The organism is Kaistella haifensis DSM 19056 (assembly GCF_000735695.2).
Classification (GTDB): domain Bacteria; phylum Bacteroidota; class Bacteroidia; order Flavobacteriales; family Weeksellaceae; genus Kaistella; species Kaistella haifensis.
Map to the genome: position 1 here is coordinate 1 of NZ_JASZ02000002.1, position 21,164 is coordinate 21,164.

Below are 21,164 nucleotides of genomic sequence, written 5' to 3' on the forward strand. Positions count from 1 at the left end.
AACAGAAGATTTAAGAAACGTCTACCACAAGAAAAACACCAAAGAAATCGCTATGTTAAAATTAGCAAGATGGTATCACCAGGTAGAAGTCTCCGGCTTTAAATCTTTTGCTATCCTGTTAAAAACGTTTACCATCCACTATAACGATATCCTAAACTACTTCAATCATAGAAGTACGAATGCATCCGCAGAATCTTTCAATGCAAAAATTAAAAAATTTAGAAGCAACTTCAGAGGAGTTAGGGATCGGGCGTTTTTTCTATTCAGACTACAAAACATTTTTGCTTAAACACAAGTTTTGGTACTGATCCAAAATAGCATTAAAATAAAATACTTTTGTTCGTGAAATGTTCGTGACAAATATAAAAAAAGACACTCACATTTCTGTAAGTGTCTCGTTTTCAGCGCTCCTCTTGCTGGGCTCGAACCAGCGACCCTCTGATTAACAGTCAGATGCTCTAACCAACTGAGCTAAAGAGGAGTGTTTTCCTTTGCTTTAAGCGTGTGCAAATATAAAAACTTTTTTAATTTCTCCAAAATATTTTTGTAAAATTTTTACTAAAATTTTCCGGTAATCCACTTAACTATGTCGTTTCCAAAGATTAAGACCATTAAACCTAATAAGAAAATTACGCCGATCATTTGTGCATTTTCCAAAACTTTCTGCGGAACTGGCTTTCCGGTGATCATTTCCCACAAGGTAAACACCACATGACCTCCATCTAAACCCGGAATCGGAATTAAATTAAGGAACGCCAACCATACCGAAAACATCGCGGTAAAGCTCCAGAAAAATTCCCAATTGATGGTTTCTGGCATTTGTTTGATGATCCCAATTGGTCCGGAAACTTTCTTGTAACCTTCAGTAGTGGTATTGAAAACAATTTTGAACTGCTTGATCTGCATCGTAAGAACATCAATTGTTCTTGTAAAACCTCTTGGGATAGCTTCTAAGAAAGAATATTTTTTTGTGATTTTGGCTTTCTCAAGTTCTGCCTGCTCTACATTTACATCTGTCGAAAAGCCTAATTTACCTTGCGGATCAACTTTAATATCGATTTGCTGCACTGCAGAATTTCTTTCAACATCCAATTTTACATTGGTATTTTTGAATTTTGCCAGTTCTGTTCCCAGCTCATCGAAATATTTCACAGGTTTTCCGTTTACGGCAACTATTTTATCACCTTTCAGAAGGCCAGACGCTTTGGCAGCACCATTTGGTAGCAAACTATCGATAACGACAGGGAAACGCGGGCTGAAATAAGCTTTAGCCTCATTTTGCTTCAATACATCAGCTACACCTTGCTCATTGACAGGGAATGTAACTTCCTTACCGTTTCTTTCCACAGTTACCTCATCCGCAAAAAGAATATTGATGGTGGAAGTTTCCATTCTTTCTGCAGGTTTACCATCAATTTTTAAGATTTTATCACCTGATTGCAATCCCATTTTTTTTCCGGCTTCGGAAACCGCAATTCCGTTCTCGAATTTCGAATTGTCGTGGTAGGTTTCCCCTTTGAAATAGCTAAGGCTCGAATAAATTAACCAAGCCAAAAAGAAGTTCACCGTAACACCTCCCATCATAATAATTAGGCGCTGCCACGCAGGTTTGCTTCGGAATTCCCAAGGCTCAGCTGGTTTTTTTAACTGTTCGGTATCCATGCTTTCATCAACCATTCCGGCGATTTTCACGTAGCCACCAAAAGGTAACCAGCCAATACCATATTCGGTATCACCTATTTTTTTCTTTACCAACGAAAACCACGGATCGAAGAAGAGGTAAAATTTTTCAACTTTTGTTTTGAAGAGTTTTGCGGGGATGAAATGCCCTAATTCATGTAGAATTACCAATATTGAAATACTGAGTATGAATTGAAATAATTGGATGAGTGTCATTTATTTTTATTAAAATTTTAAATAATTGCGAAGATACGAATTATCAAAAGTATGCCAAACAAAAAAGGTTCTCAAAAAAGAGAACCTTATATCTATTGAAAATGATTTTCTTAGAAATTGAACGAAACTCCTAAGCTACCATTGTTACCAAATTCGCCGTAGATACCAACATTGTTGTTGAAGAAATATCTAACTCCAAGGTGAGCACCAAAATAAGTACCGCTTTCTCCCAAAAGTCCTAAATCAACACCTGGATAAATATCCCATTTTTCTGGAAGACTTAATGGTTCTTGTAAGTGGAAGTTTACTCTACCAAATACTCCGAAATCATCATCTTCATATTTATCATTGCTGTGGTCGAAGAAGAAATTAGCTCCCGCACCCAATGATACAATGTTTCCTAAACCATAATCATAAGTTGCTGTAATCCCAGTTCCGTAACCCCATCCGTTGAAACCAACTTGAACTTTTTGGTCTCCTTTTCCGTTCCACGCTTGCGCAAATGCCATTTGTCCTAAAAAGAACATTGAGCATACTAATAATAACTTTTTCATAATGTATTAATTTATAGTTTTAATGAATAGTGAAAAACTATCAAATATGAAGCCAAAAAAATTCATTAGTGAAATAATGCATTGATTTTTTTGTATATTTAATCAAATTTTACAACAATTTATAATGAAAAATTTAAAAATATCGGGTTTAAATTTAGATATTATCTGGAAAGACAAAGAAAGTAATTTCAAGAAAATCAGCGAGTTACTTTCTAATGAAACTTCAGACCTTTTTGTACTTCCGGAAATGTTTTCCACTGGATTCTACATGAAAGCTGAAGAAACCGCCGATCGCAAACAAGAAACCCTAAATTGGATGAAAATTTTTGCTAAAACTACCAATACCGCAGTTTGCGGAAGTGCTGCCGTTTATGAAAACGAAAATTTTTATAACCGTTTTTATTTTGTAGAACCCAACGGAAACCATCATCAATACGACAAAAAACATTTGTTTTCATTTTCCGGTGAAGACAAAAATTACACTTCTGGAAAAGATCGCGTGATTGTAAACTACAAAGGTTGGCGAATTTTGTTGCAGATTTGTTACGATCTGAGATTTCCGGTTTTCGCGAGAAATAATGACGATTACGATGCAATTTTATATGTTGCCAATTGGCCGGAAGTTAGAATCGATGCTTGGAAAACCCTTCTGAAAGCCCGAGCAATCGAGAATTTAGCTTATGTTTTTGGTTTAAACAGAATCGGAACGGATGGAAATAATTTGCATTATCCTGAAAGTTCATATTGTTACGCGCCGGACGGCACTTTGGTTTCAACTACTGAAAACAATATTGTATCCGCAGAATTCAATGCAGAAAAGCTCCTGAAATTCCGAGAGAAATTCCGGTTTCTGAACGATCGCGATTCCTTTGAAATAATTTAGTTGGATTGATTCGCAAAATTTTGCAATAAATTGGTAAGCGTATTCACATCATGAACTCCGCTTTCCTTCCAAAGAAGATTTCCATTTTGGAAAACCGCCAATGTCGGAACTCCACGCACTCCGTATTCGGCCGCAATTGCAGGAAATTGGTCGACATCTATTTTCACAATGCGCGCCAAATCGCCCACGTTTTCCTTAACGGTATTGAGAACCGAAGATTGCACTTTGCATGGTCCACACCAAGTGGCAAAAAAGTCGATTAAAACCGGCTTTTCAGAATTGATAAGTTCTTGAAATTTCTGTGACATTTTTTAAAAAATTAAAATCATTAAACAAAATTATCCTTTCAATTTATTTTCCAGCGACTTCCAGTTTCCGCCATTATAAGCTTCGAAACCATTTTGCTCGAAGATAATTTTTGCAGAAGCACTTCGCATACCACTTGCACAACAGGTGATAATGGGCTTTTTCAGATCGAGTTTTTTCATTTCGGCAGCCAATTCTTGCAACGGAATATTTTTAGAAAATCTAATACTTCCGTTGCTGAATTCTGCGGGAGTTCTTACATCAATAATTTGTGCCCCATTTTCTACAAGAGCCTTATAATCAACTTTGTTTTTACCGAATAATTTCTTGAAAAAATCAATCATTTTTGTAGTTTTTAATATGGCTTACAATGTTTTGCTTTGGCAAACAAAATTACTTTTAGGAACACTTGTTTCTTTTATTTTATTGAAACCACCATCAATTTCGGTGAAATTCCTAATTCCTCTTGAATTTAAGATACTTGCTGCGATCATACTTCTGTATCCACCTGCACAGTGAATGAAGAAATGCTCATCATTATTTAAAGCATTTGCCCATTCATTAATATCTGCTAAAGGTCTGCGATAAGCTTTTTCCACATGTGCAGCATCGTACTCGGATTCTTTTCTCACATCGATTACTTTGGAATCATCACTAAATTTGGCTGCAAAATCTTGAGCAGAAATCCGGTGAATCGTATCAATTTCTTTACCTGAATTTTTCCAAGACTCGAAACCACCTTCCAAATACCCTAAAACATGATCAAAGCCAACTCTGGAAAGTCTTGTAATCACCTCCTCTTCTGTTCCGGGATCCGAAACCAGTAAAATCGGCTGATGTACATCTACAATCATTGCGCCAACCCACGGTGCGAAATCTCCTTTCAAACCGATATTTATCGAATTCGGAATAAATCCCTGATGAAAATCTGCAGCATTTCTGGTATCTAAAACCAAAGCACCCGTATCTTCAGCAACTCCTTCGAAATCTTCTGCGCTTATTGGCTGATTGGATTGATGCAGGACATTGTCGAAAGATTCGTAGCCTTTTTTATTGAGAGCTACATTCATACCGAAATATTTCGGTGGAGCAGAAAGTCCGTCGAGAACTTCTCTAACGAAGGATTCCTTATTAGGCTGTTTTAGTGCGTAATTGGTCTTTTTCTGATTTCCCAAAGTATCTACCGTTTCATTCTGCATATTTTTTCCGCAGGCAGATCCGGCGCCATGAGCAGGATATACGATAATATCATCAGAAAGCGGAACAATTTTGTTCTGCAGACTGTCGTACAGCAACCCCGCCAACTCTTCCTGAGTCATATGTGTTGATTTTTGAGCCAGATCCGGTCTTCCCACATCTCCTAGAAACAAAGTATCTCCAGAAAAAATCGCAGTTTCTTTCCCGTTCTCATCGATCAATAAAAAAGTTGAACTTTCCATCGTGTGACCTGGCGTATGAAGTACTTTAATTTTAATATTTCCAATTTCGAAAATCTGATTATCTTCTGCGATCATCGCTTCAAAATCGGGTTCTGCAGTTGGTCCGTAAACAATTGGAGCACCGGTTTTTTTAGAAAGATCCAAATGTCCTGAAACAAAATCGGCATGAAAATGCGTTTCAAAAATATATTTGAGCTTCACTCCGTCTTTCTCCAGCCTGTCAATATACGGTTTAGTTTCTCGCAAAGGATCGATGATTGCCGCTTCTTTTTCAGAAACAATATAATAGGCACCCTGTGCAAGACATCCGGTATATATTTGTTCTATTTTCATAGTATCATTTTAAATATCTGACAAATTTCGTGAATTCGCCAGCAATATACACCAGCGATAAATTGAAATAATCGATTAAGGAGTATGGAATTAATTATATTCTGTCACATTACCGTCTTTGTCGGACAGTTTTCCTGCCTGCCCTTCCTGGGTGAGCTCCCACATGTACTCTTCATTCGTAAAAATGGGATTACCGCTTGGGTTTACAGTTTTGGCAGATAGTTTCTGTTCTTCCTCCCCTGCTTTCTGAATTTTTACTGCAACCATATCACCTTCTGAGAAATAGGTTACTGAAATCTCTTCACCTGTAGGGCTTTTCAGTGTTAAAGGTTTCTGAACTAGTCCTATTTCAGTAGATTTTTCATTTTCTGTTGACACTGAATTGGTTTCTGTTTTTGTACAAGAATTCATTAAAAGCAAAGCGAAGCCTGCTACGAGTATATTTTTCATGTTTAAAATTGTTGTTTTAAAAATATTTCCTTGATTATAATAAAAATGCCCATTCCCAAAACGATCCATCCAAAAAGGGGTTTTAGTTTTCGGCCATCCATTTTTTTTGAAACTGCAATGCCTGCAAAGATTCCCAGCACGGATAAACCGGTAAATCCAAGCAGAAATCCCCAGTCATGGCTCACCATCTCCATGGTGCTGATGAATCCTAAAATAGAATTCATCGATATGATAAAAAGTGAGGTTGCCACCGCTTTTTTCATATGAACTCCCAGCAGCATTACAAGTGCGGGAACGATTAAAAATCCACCACCGGCACCAATTAATCCTGTAATAATGCCGACCAGAAGTCCTTGCGAAATTAAAATGGTATAATTGGTATCCTCAAAAGTCTGCAGTCTTGGCCTTTCATTTTTTCTGATCATTTTATATGAAGCGATCAGCATTAAAATCGCAAAAAGCAAAAGCAGAAACATATCTTTTGTTAGGGTAATTCCCCACCGGTTAATGATATAATGCGGCAAATGCGGCAGAATAAGCCTGCGGGAAAACAATACTCCCAAAATTGAAGGAATCCCAAATGTAAACGCGGTTTTAAAATCAATCTGTTTCTGTCTAATGAAGCCTACAGAACCTACCAAACTTGTAATTCCCACGACAAACAACGAAAGCGCAGTAGCGGTAACCGCATCAAAACCAAAAACATAAACAAAAATCGGAACACTCAAGATACTTCCGCCACCTCCGATGAGGCCCATTACCAGTCCTATTATTAATGCCGAAAAATATCCTAAAAACTCCATCTGTTATTTTTTTGGCAAAACTAGCTTATTAGATTAAGAACCAGCGTAACCTTTGTTACAAGCCACTGTAGCTACATTTAGTCAACGGATTGTATTTTATATGAATGATCACCAATCTTTACGCTGTCTCCGATTTTCTTTCCTTTAAACCCTTCAAATATAGGAGCGTTATCCGAAAAGGAAATCACTTCTTTACCATTAACTTCGAAAACTGGCACCGAAATTCCGACGAATAAAAAATTTTTATCGGTTTCGATCACACAGCCCTTTTCGATCAAATCATGACGGGATTGTTTTTCATTCAATAGAAAACTGAGATTTTCATCAGCCTCGCCCAACATCTTTTCGAAACGCAACTGCATATCTTTAGCCTGGGATTGCTGAGAGAAATCTTCCGGATCGTGCGTGCTTTCTTCATCCAGATCCGAAGCACTTTTATATTGATTTACAGATTGCTGCAAGCTTTCTATAACTTTACGCTGCTCAGCGATCAGCTTCTCAAGAATTAAATCCCTTTTCATTATTTTCATTTTTTGATGGTCAACAAATTTACTAAAAATATCTGCCTTTTTCAGGGTTGAAATGTGATTTTTGAATTAAAGATTTTAAAAATTCAGATTAAGGTTTAAGTAAAAGTCTCTTCCCGGCCGCGGAATTTTATTCCAGTCAGCATACGTTGTGTAAAGTCGGTCGAATATATTTTCAACGCCAATTTTAGTTAAAACTTTCATCCCGTTAAAGCTGAACTGGTAACCTGCATTAATATTAAAGATTGTGTAATCCGTCGTTTCTGTTTCACCGTAAACAGCTGCAAAATCTCGGTATCTGGAATTGCCGGAAGCTGAAAATTCTGTCGAGATTCTGCTTTTGTAAAACTGCAATGCCGAACGGTAACTCAACGGACTCATAAACGGAAGATTTTCTTTGCTGTAATCCTTTCCGCGGGCATAGGTAAACTGCGAATTCCATTTTAGAAAAGAAAAAAGCTGAACCTGCGTATTGAGATCTGCATTAAAAATTGTGGCATAATCCAGAGAGCCATATTGCTTTACACCCTTTCCACCAATCGTCATCGGTACAAGTCCTTCTATAACTTTCCCAACGATATAATCTGAGATATGGAAATAATTTGAAGAAAGTTTTGCGGAAATTCTTTCATTTTTAAAGGCGACAAACGCATTCGCTTCCAGCGACGATTCATTATTTAGGTTGGGATTTCCGACGTAATCATACTTTTCGGAACTGTTGAAAAGGTAAAAACCATACCCTTCCGAAACCGAAGGAGCGCGGTCGCCGTAACCCCCACCAAAACCAAACTCAAACCCGTTTGCTGAATACTGATATTTTGCAGAAATACTCTTCAGCAGCCTGTTTTTCTGGGCATTCATCTCAGGATAAAAAATCTGCAGACTGTTCAGTCCAAATTCACTTTCCACTTTATTTGAGTGGAAACCCAGCGATCCTGAAATCTGAAGCGAAGAATTTCCGTTCAGATTAAAATGATCATCAAGATAGATCCCCTGAAATAAGGTTCTCACCTGAGGCCACGTGTACATAAACATCAGTTTTTCGTTGGAATTGGCTGGATACATGGTCATTTCAGCCGTTGACAAATTTGAAAAACCGTTTAAGTTTATAGTAAAATGATGGTCGGGCAATTCTGCAGACATGTTGGTAAAATAGCCAAACGTTTTGCTCCAACCTGGCATATCCATATGGATGGGAACTGCGGGACGTTTGGTATCATCCATTCTGTGCGTGATGTTGTTAAAATAAACCTTAGTTTCCCAGTTGTTGAAGAAATCTGAAACGGGAACGAGCTGAAATTTAACTGAACTGATCAGCGCTTCGGCCAGTGAAATATCCATTGGCAACGCCGGATAACCTACATCGGTAGCTCTATCGTAAATCACTGCGGCTTCCAGCATTTTATTGTCACCTAATTTAACTCCCGAATTTCCTGAAAAATTAATTTTTCGGAATTGTGAATACGGAACTTCAGCGCCACCGCCAGCCTTATAATTGTCGGCATCTCTGGACATCACATTAAAATCGGCGAAAAATTTTGGCGCTTTAAAGGCCGCTGAGCCGCCGAAAATTTTCTGTCGGTTAACGCTTTCAAAACCTGAATTTACACCGAAACTCCATTTTTTTTCACCAAATCCTGTCCGGTTTCTTTTCAGATCAATTGCTCCGCCAATGGTGTTACCATGAGCTGTTCCGGCCTGTCCTGAACTTATTTCCGCTTCAGAGAGATTCGATACTTCCACATAAGAAGTTACCGGATCCATCTTGTCGGTGCACGCCCCGAAAATCCTCATTCCGTCGATGGTAATTACAGTTCTTTCGGTTGGCATATTGTTTAGCAGCGGTTCCCAAGCATAGGCTCCGCGCTTGATCATTTCTATTTTTGCTGATTTCTGCAGATATTCGTCGATGGAACTCAGGGGTTTGGAATCCTTCGCAGAAATTCGGTTGGTACCGATAACCACAACTTCCTGAATGCTGTGGTGCAGAGAATCCGGATTGATATTTTGAGCAGCGGCTGCCACAGAAATAAGTATTGAAATCAGGACGAAATTCTTTTTCATTATAATTTGTATTCAAAAATGAAAGAAATGTCCGTTTTGAATGGCTAAGATAACCAACTTCAGGAAACAAATCCTTCAAAAACGGACATTCAGATTTTGCTAAAGACTACGAAAACAGGTATTGATCTTAGAACTCGATTTCGAAAAACAGTGACGATGCAGGATTTTGGTCTGTAACTTCTTCACCTTTCAACACTGTTCCGGCTGCGTTTGCGAGCTGCAGATTAATCTTCCAGTAACCGGTCATGGTAAGCGAAAGTTTTCCGTTATACAGTTTTCCGGGTGAAGTTTGGGTCGCGTTCACATTATTTGGGGAACCGTGATTTCCCATTCCCGGCATTCTGGGATCGATTTTCACGGTGTAACCGTTTACCACAGGAAAAGTCATCATATCCTGCATTTTCCAAACCCCAACCGTCATGTCATTTACAGCAACTTTTGGTGTTCTCGGTTCGATATACGCAACAATATATCTTGTATTGTCGCTGCCTAAAAAAGAACTAACCCGTCTTTTTGACAAATTGGGAACATCAACGACGGTGGTTGCTGTATAAGCCATTCCGTTTATTGAATAGTCAAATTTCAGATCCCAGTATTCCGTCGCGTTTTGTGGCATTTGAAATACAAGATATCCAGCGTACAGCGTTCCATCCGGCGTAACTTTAGTGACTTCGGATTTTGGCCCGGAGTGGCTCATGGTTGTCATGTGCATTACTGGATTCCAATTTACTGTCGCATTTTTTTCATACTGATTATTTGATTTATTTTTGATTCTGAATTTCATATCGTTGTAACCCAACTGTGTTGTTCCGGAAACGGTATAAAGTTCAATCGTATGCGTATCGTTGGAGAATTCTTTAACCTTAGCCAGACCTTCAAGTTCGTTAACTGATGGCGGTGTTACAGGATCATCTGATGTTCTGCAGGAAATAAGGAAGATTGAAAGCGCAACGAATGCCACGAATATTTTTAGTGAAAATTTCATTTTTTATAAATTTAAAGATTGGAGAAATTGCTCTAAAGACTTTGTCTTTAAAAAAATAGGAATATGCTGCTCAAAATCGAACAGTAAGATAAAATGAAATTTAAACTTGCGGCGGATGAGGAAGAATGTTCAGATAAATTTTCAGCAAATCAAAATCTTTATCTGTATTAATCTTCTGGCGGGTTTCGAAATCTGGATTTTTCGTGTCGACAATTGCAGTTTGGGGTGAAGGTAAAATGTTAAATTCAAAACTGTATTTTACTACCTTTAGCAAAGATTCGTTTTTGCTGCTTTCCTTCTGCATCTCGCATTTACCGTGGCAGTTCAGCTCGGGTCTAGCCTTGTTTACGCAATGAATTTCATAGAAATCCCTGTTGATTTGATAATCGACCAAAATCAGCGAATTCTGAAAACTTGCCAGAAAAATTAACGTGGATAATATGGTAAGAAAAAACCGTCTCATTTTGACAATTCAAATTTAAGACTTTTTTATCCGGATTAAAAAATGATTTTCATCATCACCTTAATGACTAATCTGTTCGAAAACTTCTGAAGTCTTTCAATATTTTTTTATCTTTATAAAATAAAACTTGATTCAACATGGCAGATAAAGCGAAATTTATTGAAGAGCTTTCGGCAAGATATTCTCCAAAAGGAGATTTCATAATATTGGGAAAAGGGATGCTCGATGGTGAAGTTATACCTGAAGTAAACGTTACTCTTCCCCTTAAAACCATTAACAGACACGGCCTTATCGCCGGCGCTACCGGAACAGGAAAAACAAAAACTTTGCAGGCTTTTGCCGAGCAGCTTTCCCATAAAGGAATTCCGTCTTTGGTTTTGGATATTAAAGGAGATTTTTCAGGAATTGCCGAGCCGGGCGAAGAAAATAATAACATCAGTGAACGTTACGCAAAAACCCAACTTAGCTATCAGCCACAGGCTTTTCCGGTAGAATTGATGACCATTTCCGGTGAAAAAGGGGTGAAATTAAGAGCTACGGTCACTGAATTCGGACCGCTTTTACTATCAAAAATCCTTGAACTCAATGATACTCAGCAAAGTATAATTTCAATTGTCTTCAAATATTGCGACGATAAAGGTTTGCCTTTAATCGATTTAGACGATTTGAAAAAAGTTTTGCAATATGTAACCGACAATCCACAAGGGAAAGCAGATTTAGCCAATAATTACGGCTCTATTGCACCGGCATCTTTAGGCGCAATTCTCCGGTCAATTGTGGCGCTCGAACAACAGGGTGCCGCACAGTTTTTTGGGGAGCCAAGTTTCGATGTGGAAGATTTACTGCACCAAAGAGACGGAAAAGGCGTGGTGAACATTCTTCGCGTTGGTAATATCCAAAGTAAACCTCAATTGTTTTCTACCTTTATGTTGTCACTTTTTGCGGAAATCTACATGACTTTTCCTGAAGAAGGAGATTCAGGCAAACCCAAACTGGTACTTTTCATTGATGAAGCACACCTGATTTTCAATGAAGCGTCCAAAACTTTATTGGCACAAATTGAAACCATGGTAAAACTAATCCGCTCGAAAGGAGTTGGAATTTATTTTATCACTCAAATTCCTGGTGATGTTCCGGAAAATGTGCTTTCTCAATTAGGTTTAAAAATACAACATGCCTTAAGAGGGTTTACGGCAAAAGACCGAAAAGAAATCTCCAAAGCAGTTGAAAATTACCCAATTACAGAATTTTATAAAGCGGATGAATTGATTCAGAACTTAGGAATTGGTGAAGCATTTATCACTGCGCTGGATGAAAAAGGAATTCCTACACCATTGGTACACACTTATTTGATCTCACCTGAATCTAGAATGGATGTACTGACTGATGCGGAAGTTTCCGATCTTACTTCGCGGTCCGCTTTGGTTGCGAAATATGAACAGACCGTTAACAAAGATTCTGCCTACGAAATGTTGGCAAATCGTATGGAACAAGCGGTACAAAACACATCCACTACACAAAAATCCCGACCTGTAAAAGAAGAACCGGGAATGTTTGAAAGCGTAATGAAATCTCGAGCTGGAAGAACTTTCACAACAACTTTGGCAAGAGAAGGTGCAAAATTTGTATTGGGAATGTTGGGTTTAGGAGGTAGAAAAAGATAATTTGCCCAAAGCAGAAAGAAAAATGTATTCAGTAATCGATATAGAAAGTAACGGAGCCGGTTTCCGAAAAGAAAGCATCATTGAAATCGCCATTTATAAATATGATGGTCATGAAATTGTAGATCAATTTATCTCTTTGGTAAATCCGGAAGGCGAGATCACACCGTTTGTGCAAAAACTCACCAAAATTTCACCAAAAATGGTGAAAACCGCTCCAAAATTCCACGAAATTGCTAAAAGAGTGGTCGAAATTACCGAAAATACAACTTTGGTAGGTCATAATATTGATTTCGATTACCGAATGCTTCGCCAGGAGTTTAAACGGCTCGGTTACACATTCAAAATCAACACTTTAGACACCATTCCTTTAGCTAAAAAACTCATTCCTGAAGCGCAAAGTTATTCATTGGGAAAACTGGTGAAATCTTTGGGAATTCCTCTGGTTGATCAGCACAGAGCGTCCGGTGACGCAAAAGCAACATTAGATTTGTTTAAACTACTGATGATTAAAGACAAAGATTCCGAAATCATTCAGCAGCATCATGAAGAACTGAATGCTAAAACGTACCTCAATAAAGTAAGAAACCTCACCCAAGATTTACCATCAGAAAGAGGAATTATTTATTTCCAAAACGCAGAAGGAAAAATCATTCACTCAGATTTTAGCGATGATTTGAGTAAATTTGCAAAGATTCTTTTTAATACTAAGTCAAAAAAACTGGTAAAAATCCAAGAAGAAGTTGAACAAATTTATTACGAATTAACAGGTAATGATATTCTCGCCAAACTGATGATGAAAACGAAAGGTTTGCATAAAAGAGAAACACTTCCGTTTGGACTTTTCCATAAAAACAACAAATATTTTGTTGAGAAAGTTTCCTTGCGAAAAGAGGCAAAACCATTGCTTAAATTCAAATCATTCACCCAAGGTTTGAAAGCGGTAAGCTTCCTCAAAAAACAAGAACAATACGCAAATCCATCTGTTTTGGAACAGAAAATAAGCTTGAAAAACAGAAATGAAATGTGGATTTCCGCAGGACGAACGCTGGGCGAAAAAGTATTCCTTATTTTTGAAAAGGGCCAACTAAAATCTTACGGATTCTACGATTTGCACACACAAATCAGCACATTGAAGAAAATTGATGCGTTGAAAATCCCAGTAGAATCAACCAGCAGCGATTTAAAAAACGACCTTCAACTGGCGATTCTTAGAGAAGACATTGAAATAATTTCTCTTCCTACAAAATAAAATAGTGCAGAATTAAATAAAAAAATTTAATTTTGAAAAAAATTTACAAAACAACAGATCGCATGACTGCTAAGAAATCAATAAAGAAATTTGCAACTAAGGGGAAAAAGCTTTCCACTAAGGCAAATATTGTGCACTGAGAGCTGTTTTGTTGATCGCTAAATAATCAAGCAAGCTCTTTCTGGGCTTGCTTTTTTGATTTTAAATTAATTAAAAATGACCAATAAAGATTTACTGAAAATTGCCGAACAATACGGCACTCCAACTTATGTTTACGATGCTGAATCTATCAAAATTCAGTATGAAAAACTCACTTCGTCTTTTCACAAAAGCACCCGATTTTTCTATGCTTGCAAAGCGCTTTCGAACATCAACATTCTAAAATATGTGAAAAATCTTGGCGGAAATCTAGATTGTGTTTCGATTAATGAAGTGAAATTGGGTTTGAAGGCCGGTTTCGATGCGAATAAAATTCTTTTCACTCCGAATTGTGTTGATTTAGCTGAAATCGAAGAAGCCATGTCTTTAAAAGTTCATATTAATATTGATAATATTTCAATTCTTGAACAGTTTGGCAACAAATACGGTGGATCTTACCCAATTTTTATTAGAATTAACCCGCATATTTTCGCAGGTGGAAACTACAAAATTTCCACAGGTCACATCGACTCGAAATTCGGAATTTCTATACACCAGCTTCGCCATATCGAAAGGGTAATGAAAACTACCGATCTTAATGTAGAAGGATTACACATGCACACCGGAAGCGAAATAAAAGATCCTGATGTTTTCCTTCAAGGTTTGGAAATCATGTTCGAATTAGCGGAACATTTCCCGAATTTGAAATATTTGGATATGGGAAGCGGTTTCAAAGTACCTTATCAAGAAGGCGATATGGAAACTGATGTGAAAGAACTGGGCAAAAAAGTAGAAAAAGCATTAGCAGAATTCTCAAAAAATTCAGGGAAGAAATTTGAACTTTGGTTCGAACCCGGGAAATATTTGGTGAGCAAAAGTGGTCATTTGATTGTAAAAACAAATGTCATCAAACAAACTACAGCAACGGTTTTTGCAGGAATCAATTCTGGTTTTAACCACCTGATTCGGCCTATGTTTTATGATTCTTACCATATTATCGAGAATCTTTCGAACCCTAAAGGTGCGGAAAGAATTTACACAGTGGTGGGAAATATCTGCGAAACCGACACTTTTGCGTGGGACAGAAAACTTCATGAAGTGCGCGAAGGCGATATCTTGGTTTTCAGAAATGCCGGAGCTTATGGTTTTGAGATGAGCTCCAATTTCAATTCGAGATTGAAACCGGCTGAAGTTTTGTTTCTCGATGGGAAAGCGCATCTCATCAGAAAACGCGATGAATTCGAGGATTTACTGAGAAACCAAGTCGAAGTTCTTTAAAAATGTAAGTTATATTCAATTAAAAATGTTATGAAAAATTTAGTATTACTGTTCTTTTTTGCATTCACGTTTACCCATGCGCAATATGTGGTAGAAGATAACGATATCACGGAAAATGTAAGAGATGTGGTAAAACAAACCATCGCGTTGGACCTGAATGCTCCATTGGAATTTTATCGTTTGAAGTGTGAAAATCCGTTGTACGCACAATTTTCAGGAGGTGAAAACTCTTTCAAACAAGCACTTTCGAAAAATATTCAGAATGATTTGAATTCCGGACTTTATTCGGTCAATGGGACTTTTGAATTGCATTTAAACATCAATAAATCCGGTAATTTGCAAAGTTTTAAGCTTTTACCAGAAGTTTTGAACAGCAATTTGCTTTACCGTGATGTGGAAATAGCTTTGAGAAGGATGAATCCCAAATTTAAACCAGCAACCTGCAACGGAATTCCCGTGGAATCCAAGTTGCGGCAGAAAATAAATTTCAGAACAGATAGTTTTGATCTTTAAATGAAAAACTTTGTAGGCAGCTGCAAAGTTTTTTTTCGAAAAGTGATCTTTGTCCTTCTCTAGATTAAAAAACTTCTGCCATTCTGTCACAAAAATTCTTTATCTTTGCAAATTAAAATCCCTATAAAAGGTGTGTTGCAAAACGCTCTTTTAATATCTAATTTCTACAAAAGTGCAAGAAAAATATATCGACGAAAACAAACAAGGCGAAGCTTTTGCAATTGCTGAAAAACCCCAAAACACGAAGAAACTGTTTTTGGAAAGTTACGGCTGCCAAATGAATTTTTCCGACTCAGAAATTGTAGCTTCAATCCTTAACGAACAAGGCTATAATACAACTTTGAAACAAGAAGAAGCAGATCTAATTCTGCTCAACACTTGTTCAATTCGTGAGAAAGCGGAACAAACCGTGAGAATGCGCCTGTCTCAATTTAAAAATTTAAAAAAAGAAAAACCTAATCTTACAGTTGGAGTTTTGGGATGCATGGCTGAGCGCTTGAAAACCAAGTTTTTGGAAGAAGAACAATTGGTTGATTTGGTCGTAGGACCCGATGCGTACAGAGATTTACCTAATCTTTTAAAGGAAACCGAAGGTGGAAGAGATGCAATAAATGTTATTCTCTCGAAAGAAGAAACTTATGCAGACATCAATCCGGTTCGTCTCGGCGGAAATGGAGTTACGGCGTTCGTTACCATCACTAGAGGATGCGACAATATGTGTACTTTTTGCGTAGTTCCTTTTACCAGAGGGCGCGAAAGAAGCCGCGATCCTCATTCAATCATTCAGGAGTGTAAAGATTTGTGGGAAAATGGTTATAAGGAAATCACACTTTTAGGTCAAAATGTAGATTCCTATCTTTGGTACGGAGGTGGAGCAAAAAAGGACTTCAAAAACGCTACTGAAATGCAAAAATTAACCGCGATTAATTTCTCCCAACTTCTTGATATGGTTGCGGTTGCAGTTCCAAAAATGAGAATTAGATTTTCAACTTCCAATCCGCACGAAATGACCGAGGAAGTTTTCAAAGTTATTGCAAAACACGAAAACATTTGCAAATACGTTCACCTTCCTGTACAAAGTGGAAGCGACCGAATTTTAGAAAAAATGAATCGCCAACACACGCGACAGGAATACCTGGATTTAATCAAAAAAGGAAAAGAAATTGTTCCCGACATTTCTTTTTCGCAAGACATGATTATTGGATTTTGTGGCGAAACAGAAGAAGATCATCAACTTACTTTATCATTAATGAAAGAAGTGGAATACGATTATGGTTATATGTTCGCTTATTCTGAAAGACCGGGAACTCTAGCTCACAAGAAAATGGAGGATGATGTTCCTGCGGATGTAAAACAAAGACGTTTAGCGGAAGTTATTGCGTTACAAGGCGAACTTTCCCGAAAAAGAATGGCGAGTTATGTAGGAAAAGTCCACGAAATCTTGATCGAAGGGATTTCTAAAAAGAACGAAAACCAATGGAAAGGCAGAAATTCCCAAAACGCAGTTTGCGTTTTCGATAAACTGGAAGGACAAAAATTAGGCGACATTGTGTCTGTTTTTGTTCACGGGAATACGCAGGGAACGCTTTTGGGGGAAACAATTTCGTAATTAATGTTGACTAGTTAATTGAATGAGATTTGAAATTATAGAAAGAAAGAAAAATTATTTGGGATTAATAACAAATTCTCAATGGGCATTAATTGCTTTATTCTTATTTCTTTTCTTAGTATTAAAATTTATAGAAAATCAATATATAGATTTTGCAATGCTATTTTTTCTTTTCACACTCTTAGGAATAATTGCATATGGATTATGAAAAGCTAAATTCAATAGTTATCGGTGATCTAATAATTGACCAGAATTGTATCTTGATTAATAATCAAAGAATCAATTTTGAAACCATTCATTCTATCAACTTAGATATTAATCATTATTTCAGCGAATTACAAAATATAGGTATTAATGATTTTTATAAACCACAGTATCTTATTGGAAAAGGAAATTATTTTGAAATTATTACAAATAACAACCTTGAATATAAGGGCGAATTTTTAATAAATAATAGAATTGATTTTCTAAATTTAAAAGATTTTACTTTTAATCAAATCTAAACAATGGCAGACTTACAATCTATAAAAACACGCTTCGGAATTATCGGAAATTTTCCGGCACTTAATCGTGCTTTGGAAAAATCTATTCAAGTGGCTCCTACAGATATTTCGGTTCTAGTAATTGGAGAAAGTGGTGTTGGGAAAGAATTTATTCCGAAAATCATCCACTCAGAATCACGAAGAAAACATCAGCCTTACATCGTCGTAAACTGTGGCGCAATCCCAGAAGGAACGATAGATTCCGAACTTTTCGGTCACGAAAAAGGCGCTTTCACCGGCGCAACTTCTACAAGAAAAGGCTATTTTGAAGTCGCAGATGGCGGAACAATTTTCTTGGATGAAGTTGGTGAATTGCCTTTGCAGACACAGGTTCGTCTTTTGAGAGTTTTGGAAAGCGGCGAGTTTATGAAAGTTGGTTCTTCCCAAGTTCAAAAAACCAACGTGAGAATCGTCGCGGCGACCAATGTCAATATGATGAAAGCCATTCAAGATGGACGTTTTCGTGAGGATTTATATTATCGTCTAAATACCGTTCAGATTGATATGCCGGCGTTGCGAGAAAGAAAGGGAGACATCCAATTGTTATTCAGAAAGTTTGCGATAGATTTTGCTGAGAAATACAGAATGCCGGAATTGGTGTTAACGGATGATGCAGTAAATTATCTGGAAAATTATCCTTTCCCTGGAAATGTTCGTCAATTGAGAAATTTAGTGGAACAGATGACGGTAGTTGAAAAAAATAGAACTATTAATTCTGTTAAACTTGCTGAATATATCCCGATGCAAGCGAACTTACCGGCGTTGGTTCAAAAAGCAGGAAATGGCGTTTCCAACTCGGATTTCAATTCGGAGCGGGAAATCATGTATAAAATTCTGTTTGATATGCGCAACGACTTAAATGATTTAAAATCCTTAACTTCGGAACTCATAAAAAACCGTGGAAATAGCGACTTCAGCAATCAGGAGAAAAATCTAATCAACCGCGTTTTCACACCGGAAACACAAGTTCAGAACGCGAATTCGTTACTGTATTTTGAGAGTCCGAACGCCGATCAATTTCCGAATTCCACGATTATTTCTGATGGCAACGAAAATTTTGACGAAGTAGAAGACATTGAGATCGAAGAAACAAAACCCGATTCGCTCTCCTTGCAAAACAATGAAAGAGAACTGATTGTAAAAGCCCTCGAAAAGCATAAAGGCCGAAGAAATAAAGCTGCAGATGAGCTCGGAATTTCGCAAAGAACGCTTTATAGAAAGATAAAACAGTATAATTTAGAAGACTAAAATGATTCAAAATTCAAAATTTAAAATTCGAAATTTCGGTTTGACAAAGGTCTTTTTTCTTTGCATTTTGTCCTTTCTCCAAAGTTGTTACTCGTTCACAGGCTCATCACTAAGTCCCGAAACAAAAACAATTCAAATTAAAGAATTCCCGAATAATGCAGCGCTAATGAATGCGAATCTTGCCCAACAATTATCGACAGACATACAAAACAGATTTCTGCAAAGAACTACACTGAAAGGTACATCCGAGAATCCGGATATTTTGATAGAAGGTGAAATCACCGATTATTCGATCACACCAACGACCATTTCCAGTGCGGTAAACGCTCCGGGAGGAACCATTCAAGCTGCGCAAAACAAGCTTACCATCACCGTAAAAGTTCATTATGAAAACAAAATCGAGCCGGATAAAAGCTTCGATAGAACTTATTCCGATGAAGCCGCTTTCAGTAGTGATTTGGACATCAATACCATTGAGGCTTCTCAGGTAAAGATTGTCAATGAAAGAATCATCAATAAAATTTTTAACGATATTGTAGCCAACTGGTAAGATGAATCCAAGAGTTTTAGAATTAATAAAAAATCCGGAATTGTTTCAGAAACAAGATTTAGAAATCTTAAGTTCTGAAATAAAAAAACAACCTTACATACAGAATATCAGATCATTATACCTGTATGGAATCTACACGCATCAACCAGAAAATTACCCAAAAGAACTCTCCACTACCGCAGCTTACACTACGGATAAAAAAATCCTTTATCAATTTATCAATAAAAAAGAAATCGCAGAAAAAGCTGCAATCTCTGAAAATCATATTCCAGAAGAAACTAAAATTCAAGAAATTAAGGAGGAAATTAAAGTGCTTCCTGTTGCATTAGAAACGAGTAAAGTTATTTCTCCAACACCTATTGAAGTTCCAAAACCAGTTTATGTTGATGGAGTTTTGAACAGAATTTTATTTGAAGGAGAAGAAAATTTCCTTGAAAATGAATCTGTGAAAATCGACATCGAATCTACCCGAGAATCGGGAATAATTGTAAAGCAGTCAATTCAAAAAGAAGAAAAAACAGAAACGGAAATCCCAAAAATCGAAGAGGAAATTCTACCAAAAGAAGAAACTATTCAAGAAGAAATAGTCGCTGGAAAAACGGAAAATATACCTGCTGAAAAGCAAGAAGAAAACAATGCGGAACTTAGTTTTCACGGAATGGAAGAATTTTTACCAGAAGTAAAAATCGTTAGCAAAAAGCCGGAGACTGTTGTTTATGAAGTTCCTAAACCAACTTTGAGCAAGCACGAAGAAGAAATGCAACGACTTATTTCCGAAGTTGAAGCAAAAATGAAAAATTCGAAAAAAGAAAAAGTAAAAACTGAAGATACACCACTTTCAAACGCGGAAGTAAATTTTGCTGAAACTCAAGATTTTATACCAACCGAAATTAAAAATGAAATTTCAGAAGAAAAAATTATTGATAAAAAAAATGAAGTAGAACCAGAAATTTCCAAAAAAATTGAAGTTGTTGAAAACGCCAAAAAAACAATTAAATCTGGTGATTTTGAACAGGAAACGTGCAAATCCGACATTACTACAGAAAAAAAACCATGGAAACCCATGAGTTTTACAAATAACACACCTGATTCTTTAATTGATAAAAAATCTGAACAAAAATCAAAAACAATTGAAATCCCTGAAAAAAATTCAATTGAAGAAAGTTTAGTAATTCCGGTTGAAAAAAGCGAGGAAAGACCTGTCTTCAATGTTTCATTTTTTTCTGAAAATGTTTTTCCAATTCAAGATAAACAAAAATTAGAAGTAACGGAAAAAATATCAGAAGAACAAACCATTGAACCTTCAGAAGCTCCGGAAAGCAATATTCCAAATTTCATCAATACTTGGCAAAATTGGTTAAAAATTGGTCAAAACGAAGGAGAAATAAGTGGAAATGCGGCAAATTTTAAAGAAAAAATCATTGAGGAATTCATTGAGAAAGAACCGAGAATTTCTAAATTAAAAGAAGATTCTGATTTTGTGGTGAAAGAAAAGAGCGACAACATTTCGCACTTGATGACCGAAACCTTGGCGAATTTGTACCTTGAACAAAGATTATATTCCAAAGCAATTAAAGCGTTTGAAATTTTGATCGAAAAACATCCGGATAAAGAAACATATTTCGCTGAAAAAATCGATCAAATCAAAGAATTACGTCAAAATAAATAAT

At 36.8% G+C, this 21,164-nt stretch carries 22 protein-coding genes and 1 tRNA gene; 11 read left to right on the top strand and 12 right to left on the bottom strand.

Going from position 1 to position 21,164, the window contains the following annotated elements; all coding sequences use genetic code 11:
* A partial coding sequence (locus AP75_RS01245) for a transposase (RefSeq protein ID WP_143755761.1) occupies positions 1-289 on the top strand: 289 nt, incomplete at its 5' end.
* Between the two features lie 118 nt (positions 290-407).
* On the opposite strand, the gene AP75_RS01250 is transcribed toward AP75_RS01245, so the two are convergent.
* The 3 genes from AP75_RS01250 to AP75_RS01260 form a co-directional block, all read right to left on the bottom strand.
* A tRNA-Asn gene (locus AP75_RS01250) sits at positions 408-481 on the bottom strand.
* Between the two features lie 77 nt (positions 482-558).
* On the bottom strand, positions 559-1,896 hold the full coding sequence (gene rseP, locus AP75_RS01255) for an RIP metalloprotease RseP (protein ID WP_088263431.1): 1,338 nt from the start codon (positions 1,894-1,896) through the stop codon (positions 559-561).
* A gap of 110 nt (positions 1,897-2,006) precedes the next feature.
* A complete protein-coding gene (locus tag AP75_RS01260; RefSeq protein WP_031504480.1) occupies positions 2,007-2,450 on the bottom strand; it encodes a DUF6646 family protein in 444 nt (147 codons plus the stop codon).
* A 124-nt stretch (positions 2,451-2,574) separates the two neighbouring features.
* Between AP75_RS01260 and AP75_RS01265 the strand changes: the two genes are divergently transcribed.
* On the top strand, positions 2,575-3,333 hold the full coding sequence (locus AP75_RS01265) for an amidohydrolase (protein ID WP_031504478.1): 759 nt from the start codon (positions 2,575-2,577) through the stop codon (positions 3,331-3,333).
* On the opposite strand, the gene AP75_RS01270 is transcribed toward AP75_RS01265, so the two are convergent.
* From AP75_RS01270 to AP75_RS01310, 9 genes are all read right to left on the bottom strand, one after another.
* Positions 3,330-3,641, bottom strand: a complete 312-nt coding sequence (locus tag AP75_RS01270) for a thioredoxin family protein (RefSeq protein WP_031504476.1) — start codon at positions 3,639-3,641, stop codon at positions 3,330-3,332. The two genes, AP75_RS01265 and AP75_RS01270, sit on opposite strands and share 4 nt — an antisense overlap.
* Positions 3,642-3,671: 30 nt before the next feature.
* Positions 3,672-3,983: a rhodanese-like domain-containing protein gene (locus AP75_RS01275; RefSeq protein ID WP_031504474.1), complete on the bottom strand. Its 312-nt coding sequence runs from the start codon at positions 3,981-3,983 to the stop codon at positions 3,672-3,674.
* A gap of 21 nt (positions 3,984-4,004) precedes the next feature.
* Positions 4,005-5,411, bottom strand: a complete 1,407-nt coding sequence (locus tag AP75_RS01280; RefSeq protein WP_031504472.1) for an MBL fold metallo-hydrolase — start codon at positions 5,409-5,411, stop codon at positions 4,005-4,007.
* Between the two features lie 90 nt (positions 5,412-5,501).
* Positions 5,502-5,861 carry a hypothetical protein gene (locus AP75_RS01285; RefSeq protein ID WP_031504470.1) on the bottom strand — a complete coding sequence of 120 codons (360 nt, stop codon included), beginning with the start codon at positions 5,859-5,861 and terminating at the stop codon, positions 5,502-5,504.
* A 2-nt stretch (positions 5,862-5,863) separates the two neighbouring features.
* Positions 5,864-6,664: a sulfite exporter TauE/SafE family protein gene (locus tag AP75_RS01290; protein WP_031504467.1), complete on the bottom strand. Its 801-nt coding sequence runs from the start codon at positions 6,662-6,664 to the stop codon at positions 5,864-5,866.
* A 77-nt stretch (positions 6,665-6,741) separates the two neighbouring features.
* The gene (locus AP75_RS01295) at positions 6,742-7,185 is read right to left on the bottom strand and encodes a hypothetical protein (RefSeq protein WP_088263514.1); all 444 of its coding nucleotides are present in this window, start codon (positions 7,183-7,185) and stop codon (positions 6,742-6,744) included.
* Positions 7,186-7,269: 84 nt separating this feature from the next.
* Positions 7,270-9,255, bottom strand: a complete 1,986-nt coding sequence (locus AP75_RS01300) for a TonB-dependent receptor plug domain-containing protein (RefSeq protein ID WP_088263432.1) — start codon at positions 9,253-9,255, stop codon at positions 7,270-7,272.
* A gap of 127 nt (positions 9,256-9,382) precedes the next feature.
* Positions 9,383-10,240 (bottom strand): hypothetical protein, encoded by an 858-nt coding sequence (locus AP75_RS01305; RefSeq protein WP_031504465.1) that lies wholly within the window; start codon positions 10,238-10,240, stop codon positions 9,383-9,385.
* A gap of 100 nt (positions 10,241-10,340) precedes the next feature.
* Complete coding sequence (locus AP75_RS01310) at positions 10,341-10,703, bottom strand: hypothetical protein (RefSeq protein WP_051872732.1); 363 nt, start codon at positions 10,701-10,703, stop codon at positions 10,341-10,343.
* Between the two features lie 137 nt (positions 10,704-10,840).
* On the opposite strand from AP75_RS01310, the gene AP75_RS01315 reads away from it, so the two are divergent.
* The 9 genes from AP75_RS01315 to AP75_RS01360 all read left to right on the top strand — a co-directional run bounded on the left by AP75_RS01315 (position 10,841) and on the right by AP75_RS01360 (position 21,163).
* The gene (locus AP75_RS01315) at positions 10,841-12,367 is read left to right on the top strand and encodes a helicase HerA-like domain-containing protein (RefSeq protein WP_031504461.1); all 1,527 of its coding nucleotides are present in this window, start codon (positions 10,841-10,843) and stop codon (positions 12,365-12,367) included.
* A 22-nt stretch (positions 12,368-12,389) separates the two neighbouring features.
* The gene (locus AP75_RS01320) at positions 12,390-13,616 is read left to right on the top strand and encodes a 3'-5' exonuclease (RefSeq protein WP_031504459.1); all 1,227 of its coding nucleotides are present in this window, start codon (positions 12,390-12,392) and stop codon (positions 13,614-13,616) included.
* 216 nt (positions 13,617-13,832) lie between these two features.
* The gene (gene lysA / locus AP75_RS01325) at positions 13,833-15,032 is read left to right on the top strand and encodes a diaminopimelate decarboxylase (protein WP_088263433.1); all 1,200 of its coding nucleotides are present in this window, start codon (positions 13,833-13,835) and stop codon (positions 15,030-15,032) included.
* Between the two features lie 30 nt (positions 15,033-15,062).
* Positions 15,063-15,545 carry a hypothetical protein gene (locus tag AP75_RS01330; RefSeq protein WP_088263434.1) on the top strand — a complete coding sequence of 161 codons (483 nt, stop codon included), beginning with the start codon at positions 15,063-15,065 and terminating at the stop codon, positions 15,543-15,545.
* A 172-nt stretch (positions 15,546-15,717) separates the two neighbouring features.
* A complete protein-coding gene (gene miaB, locus AP75_RS01335; protein WP_031504452.1) occupies positions 15,718-17,154 on the top strand; it encodes a tRNA (N6-isopentenyl adenosine(37)-C2)-methylthiotransferase MiaB in 1,437 nt (478 codons plus the stop codon).
* A 197-nt stretch (positions 17,155-17,351) separates the two neighbouring features.
* Entirely contained in the window at positions 17,352-17,657 is a 306-nt protein-coding gene (locus tag AP75_RS01345; protein WP_088263436.1) for a hypothetical protein, read from the top strand.
* A 3-nt stretch (positions 17,658-17,660) separates the two neighbouring features.
* Complete coding sequence (locus AP75_RS01350) at positions 17,661-18,944, top strand: sigma-54 interaction domain-containing protein (protein ID WP_031504450.1); 1,284 nt, start codon at positions 17,661-17,663, stop codon at positions 18,942-18,944.
* A gap of 1 nt (position 18,945) precedes the next feature.
* On the top strand, positions 18,946-19,494 hold the full coding sequence (locus AP75_RS01355) for an LptE family protein (protein ID WP_051872731.1): 549 nt from the start codon (positions 18,946-18,948) through the stop codon (positions 19,492-19,494).
* A gap of 1 nt (position 19,495) precedes the next feature.
* Complete coding sequence (locus tag AP75_RS01360; RefSeq protein WP_088263437.1) at positions 19,496-21,163, top strand: hypothetical protein; 1,668 nt, start codon at positions 19,496-19,498, stop codon at positions 21,161-21,163.
* Position 21,164: the final 1 nt, after the last annotated feature.